This window comes from Leptolyngbya sp. FACHB-8, assembly GCF_014695575.1.
GTDB lineage: Bacteria > Cyanobacteriota > Cyanobacteriia > Elainellales > Elainellaceae > Vacuolonema.
In genome coordinates this window covers 1-17579 of the sequence record NZ_JACJOO010000037.1, presented here as the reverse complement: position 1 = coordinate 17579, position 17579 = coordinate 1, and the positions used below count along the sequence as shown (strand labels likewise).

The 17579-nt window shown below is 51.9% G+C and carries 14 protein-coding genes and 1 pseudogene; 11 read left to right on the top strand and 4 right to left on the bottom strand.

Features of this window, described 5'->3' with window-relative positions; all coding sequences use genetic code 11:
- The first annotated feature begins 114 nt into the window (after positions 1 to 114).
- From H6F91_RS07485 to H6F91_RS07475, 3 genes are all read left to right on the top strand, one after another.
- A complete protein-coding gene (locus tag H6F91_RS07485; protein WP_190771062.1) occupies positions 115 to 1164 on the top strand; it encodes a dipeptide epimerase in 1050 nt (349 codons plus the stop codon).
- A 71-nt stretch (positions 1165 to 1235) separates the two neighbouring features.
- The gene (locus H6F91_RS28245) at positions 1236 to 1361 is read left to right on the top strand and encodes a hypothetical protein (RefSeq protein ID WP_277874370.1); all 126 of its coding nucleotides are present in this window, start codon (positions 1236 to 1238) and stop codon (positions 1359 to 1361) included.
- A gap of 201 nt (positions 1362 to 1562) precedes the next feature.
- Positions 1563 to 1901, top strand: coding sequence for a P-II family nitrogen regulator (locus tag H6F91_RS07475; protein ID WP_190771060.1), 339 nt, complete (start codon positions 1563 to 1565; stop codon positions 1899 to 1901).
- Between the two features lie 180 nt (positions 1902 to 2081).
- Here the strand turns inward: H6F91_RS07475 and rdgB are convergent, their stop codons facing one another.
- On the bottom strand, positions 2082 to 2669 hold the full coding sequence (gene rdgB, locus H6F91_RS07470; protein WP_190771059.1) for an RdgB/HAM1 family non-canonical purine NTP pyrophosphatase: 588 nt from the start codon (positions 2667 to 2669) through the stop codon (positions 2082 to 2084).
- A 342-nt stretch (positions 2670 to 3011) separates the two neighbouring features.
- On the opposite strand from rdgB, the gene coaD reads away from it, so the two are divergent.
- The 6 genes from coaD to aroB all read left to right on the top strand — a co-directional run bounded on the left by coaD (position 3012) and on the right by aroB (position 10500).
- Positions 3012 to 3572, top strand: a complete 561-nt coding sequence (coaD, locus tag H6F91_RS07465) for a pantetheine-phosphate adenylyltransferase (protein ID WP_190771058.1) — start codon at positions 3012 to 3014, stop codon at positions 3570 to 3572.
- A complete protein-coding gene (locus H6F91_RS07460) occupies positions 3473 to 4189 on the top strand; it encodes an ATP synthase F0 subunit B (RefSeq protein WP_190771057.1) in 717 nt (238 codons plus the stop codon). Before coaD ends, H6F91_RS07460 begins: the two co-directional genes overlap by 100 nt.
- Before the next feature lie 428 nt (positions 4190 to 4617).
- Entirely contained in the window at positions 4618 to 6093 is a 1476-nt protein-coding gene (locus H6F91_RS07455; protein ID WP_190771056.1) for a DUF2157 domain-containing protein, read from the top strand.
- Positions 6090 to 6806, top strand: a complete 717-nt coding sequence (locus tag H6F91_RS07450) for a GDYXXLXY domain-containing protein (protein WP_190771055.1) — start codon at positions 6090 to 6092, stop codon at positions 6804 to 6806. Before H6F91_RS07455 ends, H6F91_RS07450 begins: the two co-directional genes overlap by 4 nt.
- Before the next feature lie 544 nt (positions 6807 to 7350).
- A complete protein-coding gene (locus H6F91_RS07445; RefSeq protein WP_190771054.1) occupies positions 7351 to 8802 on the top strand; it encodes a DUF4912 domain-containing protein in 1452 nt (483 codons plus the stop codon).
- Between the two features lie 597 nt (positions 8803 to 9399).
- Positions 9400 to 10500: a 3-dehydroquinate synthase gene (aroB, locus tag H6F91_RS07440; protein ID WP_190789281.1), complete on the top strand. Its 1101-nt coding sequence runs from the start codon at positions 9400 to 9402 to the stop codon at positions 10498 to 10500.
- Here the strand turns inward: aroB and H6F91_RS07435 are convergent.
- On the bottom strand, positions 10439 to 12700 hold the full coding sequence (locus tag H6F91_RS07435) for a GAF domain-containing sensor histidine kinase (protein WP_206754914.1): 2262 nt from the start codon (positions 12698 to 12700) through the stop codon (positions 10439 to 10441). The genes aroB and H6F91_RS07435 overlap by 62 nt on opposite strands.
- A 1341-nt stretch (positions 12701 to 14041) precedes the next feature.
- Here H6F91_RS07435 and H6F91_RS07430 point away from each other — a divergent pair.
- Positions 14042 to 14896 (top strand): metallophosphoesterase, encoded by an 855-nt coding sequence (locus H6F91_RS07430; RefSeq protein WP_190771051.1) that lies wholly within the window; start codon positions 14042 to 14044, stop codon positions 14894 to 14896.
- A 124-nt stretch (positions 14897 to 15020) separates the two neighbouring features.
- Here H6F91_RS07430 and H6F91_RS07425 read toward each other — a convergent pair whose 3' ends face one another.
- Positions 15021 to 15458: a peroxiredoxin gene (locus tag H6F91_RS07425; RefSeq protein WP_190771050.1), complete on the bottom strand. Its 438-nt coding sequence runs from the start codon at positions 15456 to 15458 to the stop codon at positions 15021 to 15023.
- Positions 15459 to 15605: 147 nt separating this feature from the next.
- On the bottom strand, positions 15606 to 16904 hold the full coding sequence (locus H6F91_RS07420; RefSeq protein WP_190771049.1) for a glutamyl-tRNA reductase: 1299 nt from the start codon (positions 16902 to 16904) through the stop codon (positions 15606 to 15608).
- Between the two features lie 553 nt (positions 16905 to 17457).
- On the opposite strand from H6F91_RS07420, the pseudogene H6F91_RS07415 reads away from it, so the two are divergent.
- A pseudogene (locus H6F91_RS07415) lies at positions 17458 to 17579 on the top strand (photosystem II q(b) protein); the annotation flags it as partial.

Sequence of the window (17579 nt, the reverse complement as noted above, 5' to 3'; positions counted from 1 at the left end):
TGCCCCACCTCTCTTTTAGACTTTCTGCGTAAATTGTTGTGCGGCGAAGCTCTCCCCTTGCCACAAGCCCAATGAACGTAAGAATAGAAGCAATGATTTTCCCCATGCTGCTTCATGCATATTCGCGTCGAACCCTTTACCGTACACAAGCACGTGCCCCTCACCATCAGCCGGGGTACTACGTCCGAAACGACTAACCTGTGGCTCATTCTGGAGCACGATGGTATTGAGGGATGGGGAGAAGCCTCCCCCTTTTCCGTCAGGGGAGAACCGCAGACCACAGAAGCGATCGCCCAGTCCTTCCAGACCTTCACCCCCCATTTAGCAGGCTACAGCCCCTACGAACGCCAGGCCCTCGAAGCCTTGATGCAACAACACAGACTGCCCTCTGCTGCCCGTAACGCCCTGGATCTAGCTCTGCACGACTGGTTAGGCAAAAAAGCCGGATTGCCTCTATGGAAGTTGTGGGGATTGGATCGCGATCGCATCGTCCCCACCTCCGTCACCATCGGCATCAACACGCCGGCTGCCGCTCAGCAACGCCTCGTCGATTGGCTGGCGGTCGTGGATGCTCGTGCCATCAAAATCAAGCTGGGAAGTCCTGCGGGAGTGAATGCGGATCAGGCCATGTTTACGGCGGTGCTCGAAAAAGTTCCTCCCGGAGCGAAGGTGAGTGTGGATGCCAATGGAGGGTGGACCTTGGAGGAAGCGATCGCCATGAGCCACTGGTTGTGCGATCGCGGTGTCACCTATCTCGAACAGCCTCTCCCGGTTGGGCAAGAAGACAACCTGCCCCAACTCTACCGAGAATCTCCCCTACCCCTGTTTGCCGATGAAAGCTGTTTTGATCGCGCAGATATTCCCAAACTGGCCGATTGTGTCCATGGCATTAACATCAAACTCATGAAATCCGGTGGCCTCAGCGAAGCCTTACGCATGGTTCACACAGCCCAAACCTTCGGGCTTCACCTCATGTTTGGCTGCTACTCCGACAGCACCCTCAGCAACACAGCCGCCGCCCACCTTGGCCCCTTCGCCACCCATTTAGATCTCGATAGCCACCTGAATCTAAAGGACGATCCTTTTGTAGGTGCCACTTTGCACGAGGGGCGATTAATCCCGGGCAATTTGCCTGGGTTAGGGGTTGTAAGAGGGGGTGGGTGAGCCAATGGGTAAGAGCGTGGAAAAGAGAGAGTTCTCCTCGTTTTTTGACGACGCTCCAGAATGAGTTTGTTGTGGATGAGAGGGTTTTTCGTGGGAATATCTGGAGAATGGCGATCGCGTCGAGAGCGATCGCCTTGCCACCTTGCTCCGACTGGGCTATGGCACAAGGTTTAGAACCAGAAGACCATGGGTTGTAAACCTTACCCGTGTAGTCGGGAAAAACCCCTAAGATTTTGGAGAATTTTAATGCTGAAATCGTTGGGTAGAACAGGCCGGGGTGGCAAAATATGGGGGTGTCTGTGGACAGATGGTAGTGCCCGTTACAATTAGCCGACCTGGACGATGTTACAAGTCATGCTGGTGTGCGGGTTGGTAAACGATTAGGAGTGAACCGTTACATGAAAAAAGTTGAAGCTATTATTCGTCCCTTTAAGCTGGATGAGGTCAAAATTGCTCTGGTTAATGCGGGCATCGTTGGGATGACCGTTTCAGAGGTACGAGGTTTTGGGCGTCAGAAGGGCCAAACGGAGCGCTATCGCGGGTCTGAGTACACCGTTGAGTTTTTGCAGAAGCTCAAGCTGGAAATTGTGGTCGAAGACAATCAAGTGGATATGGTCGTAGACAAAATTATTTCCGCTGCTCGTACGGGCGAGATTGGCGATGGGAAGATCTTCATTTCGCCTGTTGATCGCATTGTTCGTATCCGCACTGGCGAAGTGAACATGGAAGCTATTTAGGCCGTCACAAACATGTAAGGAAAAGGAGAGGGTGGAGGCGTTGCCTCCACCCTCTCCTTTTCTGGTTGTGTGGTGTGCTTCGCACACCACACAACCAGAGTGAACCTGTAGAAGTTGTTTTTTTATGCGCTTCGCGCACGAAAAACAACGCTTCCAGCGAGCTTTAAAACGCGTCTTAGATTAAACCTCTGCGGCTAAAGCATCCAATTGGGGCAACAGGGCGGCGAAAGCTAATCCACGATGGCTAATGGGGTGCTTCACCTCAGCAGGCATTTCGGCAAAGGTCATGCCATGTTCAGGCACAAAGAAAATGGGATCATAACCAAATCCCCCCTCACCCTGGAGAGTGTGAGTAATCTCCCCACGACAGATGCCTTCGGTTTGTAGTGCAATTTCTCCGTTGGGACGAGCGATCGCGATCGCACACACAAACTGTGCCCCCCGATCCGGGCGATCTCCTAACTCCGTCAGCACCCGCTGAATTCCCTCAGCCGTCGTCTTCCCATAACGGGCGGTGTAAACTCCGGGTGCGCCTCCTAAAGCATCGACCATCAGGCCTGAGTCATCCGCGATCGCCCATTCCCCCGTTGCCTGTGCCACTTGAGACGCTTTTAACACCGCGTTTTCAGCAAAGGTTTCACCGGTTTCCTCGACGTCTATCTCAGCGGGTTTCAACACCAACTCCCAGGGCAAGTTGGGATCAGTGAGGTAGGCCTGCATTTCTTTTAATTTGCCGGGGTTTCCGGTCGCAACTACCAGTTTAGGCATCGGTTCCTTCCATCACACACGAGAGTATTGGGGCGATCGCCCCCACGGTCTGATATTCTCGCATCCTTTACTGGAAGTATCGAACCTGAGTCCGGTTTGTGGACGCTCCGCCCCCACCCCCCACTCCTGTGGGCAACGACTCGACGCAGGAGTAAATATCACCCAGGATTTGCAAAAGACGCGAAAATAGAAAGGAAAATCCTCAGGGGCTCATTTGCCTGTTAAGATAACGGCTTACTGTTTTGTTCCAGGCTTTTTTCTCCTAACATGAGAGTTTAAGGTCTAAGAAAAACGTTCCGGTATAATCATTTCGTCGTTTTTATATCCCTCTAAGCTGAAGGCGTGATTGCCATCTATCCCGGTAGCTTTGACCCGATTACCCTCGGGCACCTGGATATCATTGAGCGGGGGTGCAAGCTCTTTGATCAGGTGATCGTGGTCATCATGACCAACCCCACTAAAACGCCTCTGTTTCCCGTTCCGCAACGGATCGAGCAGATTCGTCAATCTACGCACCATCTTCCGAATGTCGAGGTTGATAGTTTCCATGGGCTGACCATCACCTATGCGCGAAAGCGCCAGGCTAACGTGCTGTTGAGAGGTTTGCGTGTTCTCTCCGACTTCGAGAAAGAGCTGCAAATGGCTCATACGAATCGCACTTTGTCCGATGAAGTTGAAACATTTTTTCTGGCGACCTCAACGGAATACAGCTTCTTGAGCAGCAGTCTGGTTAAAGAAATTGCCAAATTTGGTGGTCCAGTGGATCACCTTGTCCCTCATCCCGTTGCACGAGACATCCACCAATGCTACGCGAAGACACTTCCAACCGCATTACCCCAGACCGCAATGGAGCCAGCCCCAACAGCAGTGGAACCTCACGGGGAGAGGATGCCACACGGGTAGGACGCGTCGACATCCAACGGGAGCTGGAAAAGCTTGAGGAAATGCTGCTCGATAGCCCGCGTCTATTTAACCGGACGCTGGTTAACGAGGACCAGTTGCTAGAGCAGTTGGAAGTGGTGCAGGTAAACCTTCCTACGGCCTTCGAGGAAGCTCGCAAAATCCTGCAAGAGAAGGAAGAGATCCTGCTAGAGGCTGAACAGTATGCCCAGGAAATTATTGAGATGGCCGAGCGACGAGCTGCCCAAATCATTGATGAGATGGGTTTAATCCGTCAGGCCGAGATGGAGATCAAACAGGTTCGCCAACGTGTCCAGCAGGAATGCGAAGAGGCCCAGGAGCAAACCCTCATGGAAATTGAGCGTATGCGCCGGCAAGCCCAACAAGAATTAGAAGAAATGCGCCAGCGAGCTATGGCTGAGTGCGCTGAAATCCAATCGGGGGCCGATCTCTACGCCGATCGCGTTCTGGGTGACCTGGAAATGCAGTTTACGGACATGCTGCGGGTGGTCCGAAACGGGCGGCACCGGCTTCAGCCAGATACTCCGGCTCCAGCCAAGCCAACCAATTCATCAGCTGGCACAAGGTCTCCTCAATCGCCGCCCAAACCCAATCGTTAAGCCTCAGTAGGAATGCAAACCAAACTCCTGAACCCTTGTGGTCGAGGCACTATATGTAGTGCCTCGACCACAAGGGTTCAGAGCTGTAGAAAACCTGAGTTCGGGTTAAGGGCGTTTTGCGCACGCCAAAATGGGCACTGCAGCTTATCCCGAACTGAGGTCAGAAACAGGACTGATAGCCTTGAACTGGATGGTTAGGGCATGCAGAAGCAGTAGGGGCAAAGCTCTTACTGCTTCTGCATGCCCTAACCATCCAGGCAATAGCAATAAAACAACTGTCACAAATTTTAAGTTTCTTTACAGCATTAAAGCCAATTCAGATTCCGTCCTGTCTCTGCCTTGCAATTTGTTAGCACCGTGCGACACATGAGCTAACTCCATTCACCATAAAAGCAAGCTACGGCTCGTGCGTAGCGTAGGAGTAATACATGGCATCGGAAAAGTTTCGGCGGCAACTGCGACAGGAAGCTCAACAATGGCAGGGGGGCGGGCTGATTAGCCCTGACCAGTATGAGCAGCTAGCGAACCTGTATCAATTTGAGCGGTTAGAGACGTCAGCGCGCGATCGCTTCATTGTCACCCTGATTGGTCTGGGCAGCATCCTACTAGGGCTAGGCGTCATCACCTTTGTGGCGGCCAACTGGCAGGCTATCCCTCGCAGCCTCAAGCTGACCCTGCTGCTGACTGTGTTTCTGGGGGCCAACATTCTGGGTTATTGGCTCTGGACACGACCGGGAGTCATTCCAGGCCGTCAGAGTTGGCAGCAACGCCTCGGTACCGGCTTTTTGTTGTTGGGTGGCCTGCTTATGGGGGCAAACTTGGCTCTGGGTAGCCAGATGTTTCACATCGGCGGTGCAGCCTATCAGTTATTTCTGGTATGGGGTTTGGGAGTATTAGCCATGGCCTTCGGGCTACGGCTGCTGTCCCTCAGTCTGTTGGCGATGCTGTTGCTGGGAGTTGGCTATTGGTCAGGGTTTATCGAACCCGGTAACTGGAGTGGTTCACTGGGGCTGACGGTGTTGTTTCAAGGGATGCCTTTATTTGCGGCGTTTGTGTACACCTGGTTGGCCTATCGAACCCGATCACGCGTCGTCTTCGCTTTGGGAGCGATCGCCCTCATCACCTCCTTCTTCACCGCCGCTGCCGATCTGGCCGAGCGCTTTCCCGATGCCCCAGCGCTCTGGCTCACTCTGGTGCTAATCCTGCCGCCCGCGTTGCTCTGGAGCTACGATGACTATCTTTGGTGGTCAGTCGTCCGCCAGCCACTCCCTCAACACCGCTGGTTTCGATCGCTGGCACAGGGGTTGGCGATCGTTTATCTTGTGGCCTTCACTTATCTGGCCTCATTTAATTGGGTATGGGCCAACACCATCGACCGGCCCTCCCTGGGTCTGCAACTTAGCTATTGGTTTGGGGCTGGCTATGGGTTATGGCTTAACCCGACCATCCTGATTTTGATCCTTATCACCCTGGCTAGCTGGGCTTACCTGGCCCGCCCGACAGCCCGGGTACAGCGTTGGGGGTTGGTACAGTCTGATATAACGATGCTGCTTCTGCTAGGGTTTCTGGCGTTTCTGGTGATTTGGCATGTAGGAGTGTCACCGTTGGGGGCGGTCGCCACCTTTATCATCAACATTATTTTGGCGCTGTTCTCCATCGGCTTCATCCGCGAGGGTTTAGCAGAAGCCAATCGAGGTCTGTTTTGGTGTGGCCTGGTACTGTTAGCTCTGCATATCTTGAGCCGCATGCTGGAGTACGACACAGGCCTGCTGCTGAAGTCTCTGTCCTTCGTTCTATGCGGTGTGGGAGTGATTCTATTTGGCCTCTGGTTTGAACGCAATGTACGCAGTCTTGAACGCCCGTCGGTTTTGGGCCCCAGTTCTTCGGAAGAAAGCATCCCATGAGCAACCTGAATTCCTCTCAGCAACCCAACGTGAATCAGCAGGCTGAAGCAGCCCTCACGTCGCGATCGCCCCGTGGTATTGCCCGTTCCCGCTGGGCCTTTTGGATTCCTCTGCTGTTTCAATCGGTGCTGATTTTATGGGTTCCGGTTCAGGCTACGCACACCCTCACGACCGGGCAGACCGTCACCCTTCAGACTGCCCCCGTCGATCCCTATGATCTGTTCCGGGGCTACTACGTAACACTCAGCTACGAGATATCAGAACCCAGCCGCCTATCTAAACTGCCAGGTTGGAATGAAGCTATACCCGCCCAGGATAGAGAATGGCGTAACGGTTCCACGTTCTTAAAAGGTGCCGATTTTTACCTCGTGCTGGAAGCTCCTAAGGACACAACGACTACACCACCTCAGCCCTGGCAACCGGTAGCAGTTCACCGCGATCGCCCCACCCATCTTCCCAATAATCAGGTAGCGCTGCATGGCCAGTACCAGATGGGGCAAGTTCTCTACGACCTGGAACGCTATTACATCCCGGAAGAACAGCGGAACGAAATTAATCAGTATATTTCAGAGGCGCAGCAACAACCTCTTACGGCTCCTCCCGGGGCGGGGGCGATCGCTGCGGCTCCCTTTGTGGTGGATATCAAGGTGGGCAATCAGGGTCAGGCGGTTCCCTTACGATTCTGGCTTAAGGATCGCTCCTTCCAGTTCTAGACGGTGCCGCAAAGCCATTGGAAGGGTTAATTTCTGCCGCTTAGGATCCTGCACAGAATAAAACCCGAAATTTTTGTGGGAGGCGCAGCTTGGCTACACCTTCCACAAAAATTTCGGGTTTTATTCTATCTGCATTCCTTACAGTGCTTTTCAAGCGCTGAAAATCTGGTTGTTTTTATGAAAGCCGCGCTCCACACAGCTTTCACAAAAACAACCGTAGCTGATTCAAGCGCAAGCACCGTAGTTACAATAAATGTCAGGAAATTTTGATATTTGCATGAGATCACGGCAATGCCCTTGAAGCGCTATGTCATGAAATCTTGATATTTCGATCCCAGATCAGGCCAGAAACTCGTAAAAAGGCCAGAAAACAACAATTTGTGCTCTTGACCAAAAGAGGGTTTTTGCCCAATATGGAGCTAACTGAGTGATCCCCATGATCCCAAAAACTCTACTGCCCACTGACAAGCGTCTGGCAGGGGCCTCTATAGGGTCAGATGTGGTTGAACCCGGTTCATCGTGAATTTAGAGGTTATGCAATCTAATGACAAAAGAACGTCCACCGCTTGAAGAGATGACTCTGCGCCAGTTGCGTCGAGTCGCAAGCGAATATGAAGTATCTCGGTATAGCCGGATGCGGAAAGAGCAGCTGATTGAAGCCATTGTTCAGGCTATGCAACTGCCAGCAGATGCTGCTGCTCCTGTTCCCTCTGCCCCTGAACCATCCCTTGAACCATCCTCTGAACCAATACCCGCTCAAGAAACTGTGGAAGCTGCAAAATTTGACGTTGGTCAACAAGATCTCACGGGCGGCGAATTGGCTGCCGTTGATGAAGCGCTCTCTGACCTGCCTGATGGTTATGGTGACAGCCGTATCGTGCTGATGCCCCGCGACCCTCAATGGGCTTATGCCTACTGGGATGTTCCCAACAGCCACCGGGAAGCACTACGCCGTCAGGGTGGTATTCGTCTGGCTCTGCGCTTCTACGACGTCACCGACATCAATCCCAACTATCAGCGACCCCATAGCCTTCAGCAGTACGAATGCGATGAGCTAGCACGGGAATGGTATTTGCCAGTGCCCGTAAGCGATCGCGACTATCTGCTGGAAATCGGCTACATCGCCGCTGATGGCCGCTGGCTGATGCTGGCTCGCTCTGAACCCATGCACGTTCCACCCGTTTATCCCTCTGATTGGATGGATGAGCAGTTCATCAACGTGGGTTGGGAAGAAGACCTGCGTGGTAAGACTTTCCTGGAGCTGGTGCCTCCTGGGCAGAAGGCATCTGCCGTTAGTGATGCCATCTACAGCCGCATCTTCGGCATGGCAGAAGACGCCGAAGCTCAACGGGTTGCAGGTTCGCTCTATGGTTCCATGCAGCATGTACCGGGTTCGGGGCAGCATGTTCCGGGCTCAGCTCAACATGTAGCCGGGTCAGTCCAGCATGTAGCCGGGTCGGTCCAGCATGTAGCCGGCTCAATGCAGTACGGAGCTGGAGCTGCTGCCTATGGGCCTGGTGCCCTCTACGGTTCAGCCCAGATGACTTCCGGCGCTGCACTGGAAACCATGAGTTCCTACGTCTTCGCATCTGGTATGGGTATGTGGGCTGGGGCTGCTCCTGGAGCTATCCCTGGAGCCATGGGCGCACCCAACTTCTCGGGTATTGGCATGTCGGGTTACGGTCTGGGCTTCTCCGCCTCGGCTCCCCCCATTCGTCCCCGCAAGTTCTGGTTGGTAGCAGATGCCGAACTGATTGTGTACGGTGCCACTGAGCCGGATGCCACTGTTACCATCGGAGGTCAGCCCATCAAGCTCAATCCCGATGGCACCTTCCGCTTCCAGATGTCCTTCCAGGATGGCCTGATCGACTACCCCATCATGGCGGTGGCCGCCGATGGCGAACAGACCCGCGCCATCCATATGAAGTTCAACCGCGAAACCCCCGAGCGCCGTACCAACACCAAAGACGAAGCGGTGCTGGAGTGGTTGGGCTAAGCCCATTTCCCTGAGGGGGTTTAATCCGCCCAAGGCACCTTTCAGTTTCCCTCTCCTGACCTCCTCTGGCGATCGCCAGAGGTTTTTTTCTGCTCAAAAGCCATACTTATAGCAATGTGCAAGTGCGTTAAGTGCAGCAACGGTGGTGTGGAGCACTTCGTGCTCCACACCACCGTACTTAATCAACCCGCACAGCGCTATAAAGGATCGACAACCATCCTCCTAGTACGCGGCGGCGGAAATTCATCAATCATGTTTTGGTATGGGGTGCAAAGCACCCCATACCAAAACATAGGTCGCGAACTTAAGCCGCAGCCTCCTAGTCATGTTTGTCAGGACAGAAAGAGTAAGGCGGCGCGTTGCGCCGCCTTACTCTTTCTGTCCTGACAAACATGGCTACAGCGATATATGGCCTTCGCAGTTTGGTTAGGCAGTTTATGTTTGAAGCGTTATCGATCATCCCTCTCTTAAGCATGGCTTTTGAGCAAAGTTCATCCCTCCGTAAAGAGTTCGGAGGGGATCTTCTACGAATGCCGTAGCATCCTCCCAAGAGGCTACGATAAGTAGAATCTTTGCGTTTTACATAGAGGAAGAGGCATGAAATCGGTTATTCCAGTGCCCGTGCCGGGTCACGCCTACGAGGTTGCGATCGCCCCCGGTGGCTTGGATCATCTGGGCCATTGGATGCAACCCCTGAAATTAGGCAAGCAGGTGTTGTTGGTATCCAGCCCACCGATTTTCAAACATTACGGAGAGCGGGCGATCGCCTCACTCACTCAAGCCGGATTCGAAGTCGCCACATGCCTAATCCCACCCGGTGAGCGATTCAAAACCCCCACATCCCTACACAAGATTTACGATGCCGCGCTAGAGCACCGATTAGAGCGATCGTCGACCATCGTCGCGCTGGGAGGTGGCGTGATTGGGGACATGGCAGGTTTTGCTGCGGCCACCTGGTTACGGGGTATTCGCTTTATACAGGTTCCAACCTCTCTGCTGGCGATGGTCGATGCATCCATTGGCGGCAAAACGGGGATCAATCACCCCAAAGGGAAAAACCTGATTGGTGCGTTTCATCAACCCCGTCTGGTGTTGATTGATCCCGACGTACTCAAAACTCTTCCCCCCCGTGAGTTCCGAGCAGGCATGGCCGAAGTCATTAAGTACGGCATTATCTGGGACACGGATTTGTTCGAGCAGTTGGAGCGGCAGCCCCGACTGGATCAATTCCGCTACCTAACTGCAGAGCTGTTGCAGACGATCCTGACTCGCTCGTGCCAGGCTAAAGCAGATGTGGTCAGCCAGGATGAAAAAGAATCCGGCTTGCGGGCCATTTTGAACTACGGCCACACCATTGGTCACGCTATTGAAAGCCTTACCGGATATCGTTTAGTGAATCATGGGGAAGCCGTCGCTATCGGTATGGTGGCAGCAGGAGCGATCGCCGTCTCCTGTGGCCTCTGGACAGAAGAAGAAACCCAGCGCCAACTGGCCCTAATTCAAAAAACAGGCTTACCGACCCAGGTACCGGCTGGAATTAGCATCGACGCGATCCTGGAGTCTCTGCAATCCGATAAGAAGGTGGAAGGCGGAAAAGTACGCTTCGTTCTTCCAACCCGCATTGGAGAGGCCAAAGTTACCGATCAGGTAGCGCCAGAGGTGATTGTGGCGGTACTTCAGGCCATACAGGCGCATTAGGCCGATTCTCGTCCTTCCCATTCAGCCGCAGGTAGAGGGGCAGCTCAAAGGCAAAGCAAGTTTGGTTCTGGCCGCTTTCGAGGGTAAGGCGGCCTCCCAACTGGTGCACCATTTGCTTCACCAGGGCTAGCCCCAACCCTGTCCCCCCGTACTGCCAGGGGTCGTTATTGGGAATGCGGTAGAACTTTTCAAAAATCCGTTCCTGTTCGTCCTGTGGGATTTCAACCCCTGTGTTCGTGACGCTAAGGCGGAGGGCGATCGCCCGTCCATCCTCCTGCACATCTTGCACTTGTAAGGTAATCGTCTCCTGAGAGGGAGTGTATTTGAACGCGTTCGTGAGCAGTTCTGTTAAAATGCGCTCCAGTTTGGAGTTGTCGGTGGTGACCACGGGCAGAGTAGGCGGACACTGCACGACCAGCGTTTGTTGATGGGTACGGGCCTGCTCCTCAAACACTCGCATCCGCTGGGGTACCCACTGAGACAGATCGAGTGTGCCAATCTGCACCGTATCGGCTCCAGAATCTAAACGGGAAAGATCGAGTAAGTCTGTAATCAGGTTGATTTCCCGCTGGGATTCCTCATGGAGAATCTTCAAATAGCGATCGATTCGGGCCTCATTGCCCAGCATCATACCCGTCTGCTGAAGCAGAATCTCTAGCATTTGAATGGCCATTTTGACATTCGACATGGGCGTGCGTAGCTCATGGGACACCGTACTCAGGAAATCGTCCTTGAGTTGATTGAGCCGCTCTAACTCCCGTACTTGAGCCATGGAAGCCTGGTAAAGGCGAGCCTGACGAATGGCGATCGCACACTGGTTTGCCACCTGTTGCACCAGGCGAATATCTTGTTCGCTAAAGGCATATTCCTTGTCATTCACCAGCCAAAGGTCACCCAGCACCCCTTTGTCATCCAGAATTGGCACCGCCAGTGTTGCCACCGTTCCACGAATAGGATTGGGCATCAGCGAGCAGAATTGGGTTGGTTGGCCTGCTAGTAGTGTGGTGTAGGCTTCCGGAAAAGCATCGAGCTGAATCACTCGGCCATGGTAAGGCAAATCGGTTGTGGTGTACTCATAGCGCACTGTTGAGGTGCCCTTTTGCAAGTCATAAATTGCTGCATTACAACCCGCTACTCGGGTAACGGTAGCAAGTTCCCGTACCGCAGCCTGGAGAATTTGATCTTCGTCAAGGCTGTCACGAACGCGATCGGTGATGCGCTTCAATGTCGCTTCGAAATCGTAGGCCTGTTGCAGTTGAGCCATCCGCAACCGGATTTGATCCTCTAGCTCTGTGTTAAGCCGCTGCACCTGTTGATACAACTCTGACTGAGAGACAGCAATCTCTAACTGTCCACCCAATTGGCTGATCAAATCAATTTCCCATGCTTCCCAAGTTCGCGATGTCGTACATTGCTGAGCGACAAGCAATCCCCATAACTCTCCCCGCTGTGCTTCTGCCCGTTGAAGAATGGGCACCACCAATTTCGCCTGTACCTGATTATTCAGGAAGCAGGTTGGACAGCTCTCACCACTTTCATCAATCGAGCCAATAACCTGGGAAATACCTTGTTTGTAGAGTTGTAGACATTCTGGAGGAAACTGTTGATACTCTGAGTCCTGATTCAGGATGCTGAATTCTGCACTGGGGCAAGCTTCTGCCAAAACGGTGCCTGCGTTCTCATCATGAATACGGCAAATAAGAACGCGATCGGCCCCCAAAATGGCCTGTACTTGATTAACCGCCGCCGTCAAGATTTCATGCAGGTCTAAGCTATGACGAATATGGCGAGAAAATTCAACAGCGATTTGGGAAACAAATCGATGATGGTGCTCTGAGCTGTTTACTGAGGCGACAGAAGCATCATGCGGTATGTGAACGGGAGTGAGTGCCACCAAAACGGTCTCAGCATCTTCCAAGCCCTGCATCGCCTGAAGGGCTAACTCTACCCTTAAGCCGAAACCATCTTTATGTTGTAGGGTGACCGATGACTGGACGGGTTCAAGATCCAGTGCCTCTAAGCTTCGTGCAAGCCATAGGCGATCGCGATGCAACAGTAAATCCAGAAATGACATCCCAATCAGATGGGATGTTGCAAAACCTAAATGCGCGGCTGTTGTGGGAGTAGCTGCCAGCACTATCCCCGCTCGACTCAGCGTCATATATAAGGGTGCTGTCACGGCCGCTTGCTCCGATGTCATAGTCCGATGCTGAAAGTTCGAGCCGAGGGGAGAGGACAGATTTTTTTGGAAGACGGACATGAGAGGCAGCCTTAAACCCCCTGAATCACGGGGAAATGGAACTGGCCAAACGGACTGATGGAAGACGTCCATAACTTAGATTTCGGCAATACTGAAACTCTGGAAGTGAGGATGCAGGAACAGATTTTTTCCTCAGAGGTTTCCAATAAAATCTCAAAGATACCCAAAGGATTTGGTAGCGCTTTACTAAGAACAGCACTTCTAGGTTTCCCAAACTTCCTGACTAAATCACGGTTATAAAAAAAAATCAATTCTTTGTAAACAGAGTGTTGTTGATAATTGCAAAGCATTGTGCAGATTGAAAATCAACGTTTCTTAGTGTTAGTTTGAGTTGGGAGCGTTTTTAATGACTAAACATACGAAACTGTCAAAACACTCCTATCCCAAAATCAGATTTTCATAACTTCTGAAGCGATTGCTATCTCAATCGCAATAGTTTCTGTTCAAGTGCTATTGAAAGTCTTACTGTCCCATTCATTTTTATGAGACAGCAGCTTAACTTAATTAAACATAAAACCATTTACTTATAGCCCTTTCCAATCTGACGAAATACAAGAGACGAGTGTGGAACAAAGCCCCATATCCACCTCTTGTACTTCATCCGAGCGGAAATGCTGTAGACGAGGAAAGGGTTGGAGGTTTATCCCGCCCATTTCCTTGCCTACTCAGTAACCTAACCTCAGTTCGGGATAAGCTGAAGTGCTCATTTTGGCGTGCGCTTTGCGCACGCCAAAATGAGTGTTTTCGAGTGCCGCGCAACGCGCGGCACTCGAAAACACCATTAACCCGAACTGAGGTTAAGCTTTGTGAGATGGACAGCTTTTTGCCTAACGTATGGGCGGGTAAAACGCACACACCACAACGGCTTATCCTCCAAATGAATATGATTACTTATGCTATTTATTCTGTGCTGTATTACAAGAAACAGACGTGTTTCTTGAAAGAGTAAAAACTTTTTTCAATTACAATGGCTCGCTTCTACTTTCATTCATGGATACTACGGCAAAGACGCCTGATAGCAAGCCCTTCAGGCAAACTGGAGCGTTACTTTATCAGAAATTATGCATTTATGTTGTAGTTGGGGTGCGAAGCACCCCAACTACAACATAAATGCTCTAGATATAGCGGATCTGCGTAAGTCCTGTTTATACCAACGCAACATAAAGCACAGCTTCCTTTTGAAAAGATATTAGAGGCAGATGCTCACCCACTTGTGTTAGTACAAGGGAAAGTAGGGAGACACCCCACTTTCCCTTTTAGTAAGCTCTGTGGCTATAGCGTATGAATCCTTTGAGGGTTGGCCGTTTGACTGTGGAACGAGTGACTGTTTCCATTTCAGGGTTGGATCCTGCATTACAGCAGACCCGTATCGTTCAACTTTCAGACTTTCACTATGATGGCTACCGTCTATCAAGTTCGCTGTTGGAGGAGGCGATCGCTCAGGCCAACGCCGCCCAACCCGATCTGCTTGTTCTAACGGGAGACTTTATCACCAGCGAGCCCTACCCTATTCTGACCCTGGCCCAAAAGCTAACAACTCTACAGAGCCGTCGGGGCATCTGTGCTGTTTTGGGCAACCATGATCACCGGTATCCCAAAGCCCGTAAGCAAGTTACCCATGCCCTTGAAGAAATAGGCATCCAGGTCTTATGGAACCAACAGGCCGAGCCCCTTGGCCCCAATCTGCCCATTGTAGGGCTGGCAGATTTCTGGTCTAAGCAATTCGATCCCGCCTCTGTGCTCGATCAGATCGATCCCCAAACACCTCGCATTGTTCTATCCCACAACCCGGATTCTCTCACAGTCCTAAAACCCTGGCGCGTCGATCTACAACTCTCAGGCCATACCCATGGTGGTCAAGTTGTTCTTCCAGGTCTTGGTCCTGCCCAACGCTGGCTTCCTGATATTGACTGGTGTTTTCCAGATACAATTCGCGAGTTTCTATCGTCGAAAAAAGGTAAAAAAACGAAGAAGAAACCCAAAAGGCATCCAACTCTAAAACATTGGGATTGGTCGCAGGGATTGCATCGAGTTGATGACAGCTGGCTATATGTGAACCGAGGACTCGGAACCTACTGGCCAGGACGGTTATTTTGCCCACCGGAGGTAACGGTGATTGAGTTGGTAGGAGCGTAGGTGCTGTTCTAGACCTGTGGATAGCTGTGTAGACGCCCTCATCCACAGGTCTGAAACACTACCCGTGCATAAATACGAAGGGGAAGGAACAGTTTTCCCTTCTCCTCTGCGTATTTCTTTCTATTTATGCACCGATCGCTGCCATTACGTCTGCTGCATGGCTGGTGGTATTGACCGTGTCAAATACCTTAAGGATCGTGCCATCGCTGCCAATTACATAGGTGACGCGCTTGGAGTAGCCGCCTCCGTCAACATCGTAAGCTTTGGTGAGAGATCCATCCACATCTGCTAGCAGTGGGAAGGGCAGGCTGTATTTCTCAGTAAACGCCTGGTGAGAGGCTTCGTCATCCATACTCACCCCAAATACCACAATGTCTTTGCCTTGGTATTCCGTATAGGAATCCCGAAAGCTACAGGCTTGCTTGGTGCATCCTGGGGTGTCATCTTTGGGATAGAAATATAACACCACCGTTTTTCCGGCATAGTCAGCCAGGGAAACAGTGTTGCCATTGGTATCTTTCACGGTAAAAGCGGGAGCAGGGGTTCCTTCAGAGAGCGCCATAAATGCTAGTTCTCCAATTTGCTGTCGTTACGGATTGTAAGCGAAGCCCTGCCCTTATGAATGTATAGATCCCCGGCTTTCTCAAAAAGCCGGGGATCTGGCAGGGAAAAAGTTTCCGAATTCAGAAACAGAGTGTGAGCTTAAGAATTAGCCGAACTGCTGACTGGATTGGGTTTCGGTTTCCAAATTGAACAGCACCCGCAACGTTTCCATAGCCCGACGGCGAGCCTCAATATCTTGCTGAGCCCGCAGTTGCACCATCGGATCATGCAGAATCTTATTGACGATTCCCTTAGTCAGGGCTTCGATAGTGGCCTGGTGTTTTTCACCAAACTCAGAACCGAGGCGTGATAGGGCTTTCTCTAACTCCTGCGCCCGAATAGTTTCGGCTTTGTCAAGGAGGCAGCGAATAGTGGTAACAGTTTCGAGCGATCGCCACCACTGCACAAAGGTATCTACCTCTTCTTCCAGCAACGCTTCCGCTTCCATGGCCAACTGACGGCGGCTCTCCTGGTTTTGTGCCACGACAGCCTTCAGGTCATCCACGTTGAAGGCATTGACATAGGGCAGCTCATTCACATCAGAATCGACGTTGCGAGGCACCGAAATATCGAACAACATCATGGGCTGTTGCGGATCCAGGATGGCTTCCAGTTTGGCCCGATTGAGCAGGGGTTCCGTTGCCGAAGTGCTAGTAAACACCAATTGAGACGAGGCCACTACAGAGCCCATGGCCTCCATCGTATGGAGTTGCAAATTAATTTCAGGAAACTGCTTCGCTAACTCCTGCGCCCCCTCAATGGAGCGATTGACAATGGTAATCTGGTTCGCCCCCTTGGAAAGCAGGTGTTGCACCAGCAGGCGCGCCATCTTACCGGCACCGAGGATGCCAATTGATCGATTAGCCAGGTTTCCGGCCTTCATACAAGCCAACTCCACCGCTGCCGAGCTGATGGATACGGCTCCGGTCCCGATGTTGGTCTCTGTACGAACGCGCTTACCCGCTGTGACAGCACTCTTGAAGAGCTGATTCAGAATCCGCCCAACCCCTTTGCACTGCTGGCCCACTTTGTGAGTGTGCTTAACCTGAGCCAAAATCTGCCCCTCACCCAGGACAAGGCTGTCAAGACCCGCCGAGACCCGCATTAAGTGCATCACAGCATCCTGGTGCAGTAAGACAAAGAGGTGCTGTCGAAGGTGGTGCAGCGGCAATTTGCTGTGTTCGGCCAGGAATTGGATAACCTCTCGTACACCGTGATCCGTTTCCTCTGCCACCACGTAGATCTCTAATCGATTGCAGGTGCTGAGAATGGCGGCTTCTTGCAGATGAGGATAGCTGCAGAGATGGGCGATCGCCCCCTCCATCTGCGGGGTCGGGATGCTCAGCTTCTCGCGCACTTCTACGGGCGCAGTTTTGTGGCTCAGTCCCACAACAGCAATATTCATTCGTCCTCCCAAAGGTTTCTCATCAAGTGCAGGCGTCAATAAAGTGGACGGCCCGGCGCATTAATCTTTCATCTGAAATTTCTTCTGAAAAACTAATGGGATCGCTCACTGTCGCAATCCCGATGCCATCCTGACTATCAAATCATGTTTAATTTTGGAGCTTTTCCGTAACGGATTGTCGCTCACCCAAAAGTCTACCAACTGACGGTTCCTTAAGCGCTGAAAATGCTCATTGGATAAGGGTTTTAGCTATAAATTTTTGTAAATGGGGGATCCGGCGGGGATTGGGCTCTCTCAGTTTTCACGAGATTGCCCCGAGAAAAGCTGCAGTTTTGTTAAGGAATATTGCGATCTTGTAAATGTGTAGACTCAGGGCGATCGCCAGCAGCTCCTCCAGTGTAACGATTCCAGAGCGAAGGATAATCTTGAGAAAATCCTTTACAAAAGTAAACAACCTGTTTAATATACGTAATACGAGGTGACCTTCGGCACTTCGGCGATTCAAGCGAATCGTTTTCGTCTGAACACTTGTAGTTAAAGCACTCATAGAACAATGACGACCACCCTTCAACGGCGCGAGAGCGCCAATGTGTGGGAGCAGTTCTGTAACTGGGTCACCAGCACCAACAACCGCCTCTATGTAGGCTGGTTCGGCGTTCTGATGATCCCTACCCT

What these genes read in the sequence shown, in the direction of transcription:
- H6F91_RS07485 (WP_190771062.1), top strand. Translation starts at nt 115, where the DNA reads ATGCATATTCGCGTCGAACCCTTTACCGTACACAAGCACGTGCCCCTC.
- H6F91_RS07475 (WP_190771060.1), top strand. Translation starts at nt 1,563, where the DNA reads ATGAAAAAAGTTGAAGCTATTATTCGTCCCTTTAAGCTGGATGAGGTC.
- rdgB (WP_190771059.1), bottom strand. Translation starts at nt 2,669, where the DNA reads ATGCCTAAACTGGTAGTTGCGACCGGAAACCCCGGCAAATTAAAAGAA.
- H6F91_RS07460 (WP_190771057.1), top strand. Translation starts at nt 3,473, where the DNA reads ATGCTACGCGAAGACACTTCCAACCGCATTACCCCAGACCGCAATGGA.
- H6F91_RS07455 (WP_190771056.1), top strand. Translation starts at nt 4,618, where the DNA reads ATGGCATCGGAAAAGTTTCGGCGGCAACTGCGACAGGAAGCTCAACAA.
- H6F91_RS07450 (WP_190771055.1), top strand. Translation starts at nt 6,090, where the DNA reads ATGAGCAACCTGAATTCCTCTCAGCAACCCAACGTGAATCAGCAGGCT.
- H6F91_RS07445 (WP_190771054.1), top strand. Translation starts at nt 7,351, where the DNA reads ATGACAAAAGAACGTCCACCGCTTGAAGAGATGACTCTGCGCCAGTTG.
- aroB (WP_190789281.1), top strand. Translation starts at nt 9,400, where the DNA reads ATGAAATCGGTTATTCCAGTGCCCGTGCCGGGTCACGCCTACGAGGTT.
- H6F91_RS07435 (WP_206754914.1), bottom strand. Translation starts at nt 12,700, where the DNA reads ATGACATCGGAGCAAGCGGCCGTGACAGCACCCTTATATATGACGCTG.
- H6F91_RS07430 (WP_190771051.1), top strand. Translation starts at nt 14,042, where the DNA reads ATGAATCCTTTGAGGGTTGGCCGTTTGACTGTGGAACGAGTGACTGTT.
- H6F91_RS07425 (WP_190771050.1), bottom strand. Translation starts at nt 15,458, where the DNA reads ATGGCGCTCTCTGAAGGAACCCCTGCTCCCGCTTTTACCGTGAAAGAT.
- H6F91_RS07420 (WP_190771049.1), bottom strand. Translation starts at nt 16,904, where the DNA reads ATGAATATTGCTGTTGTGGGACTGAGCCACAAAACTGCGCCCGTAGAA.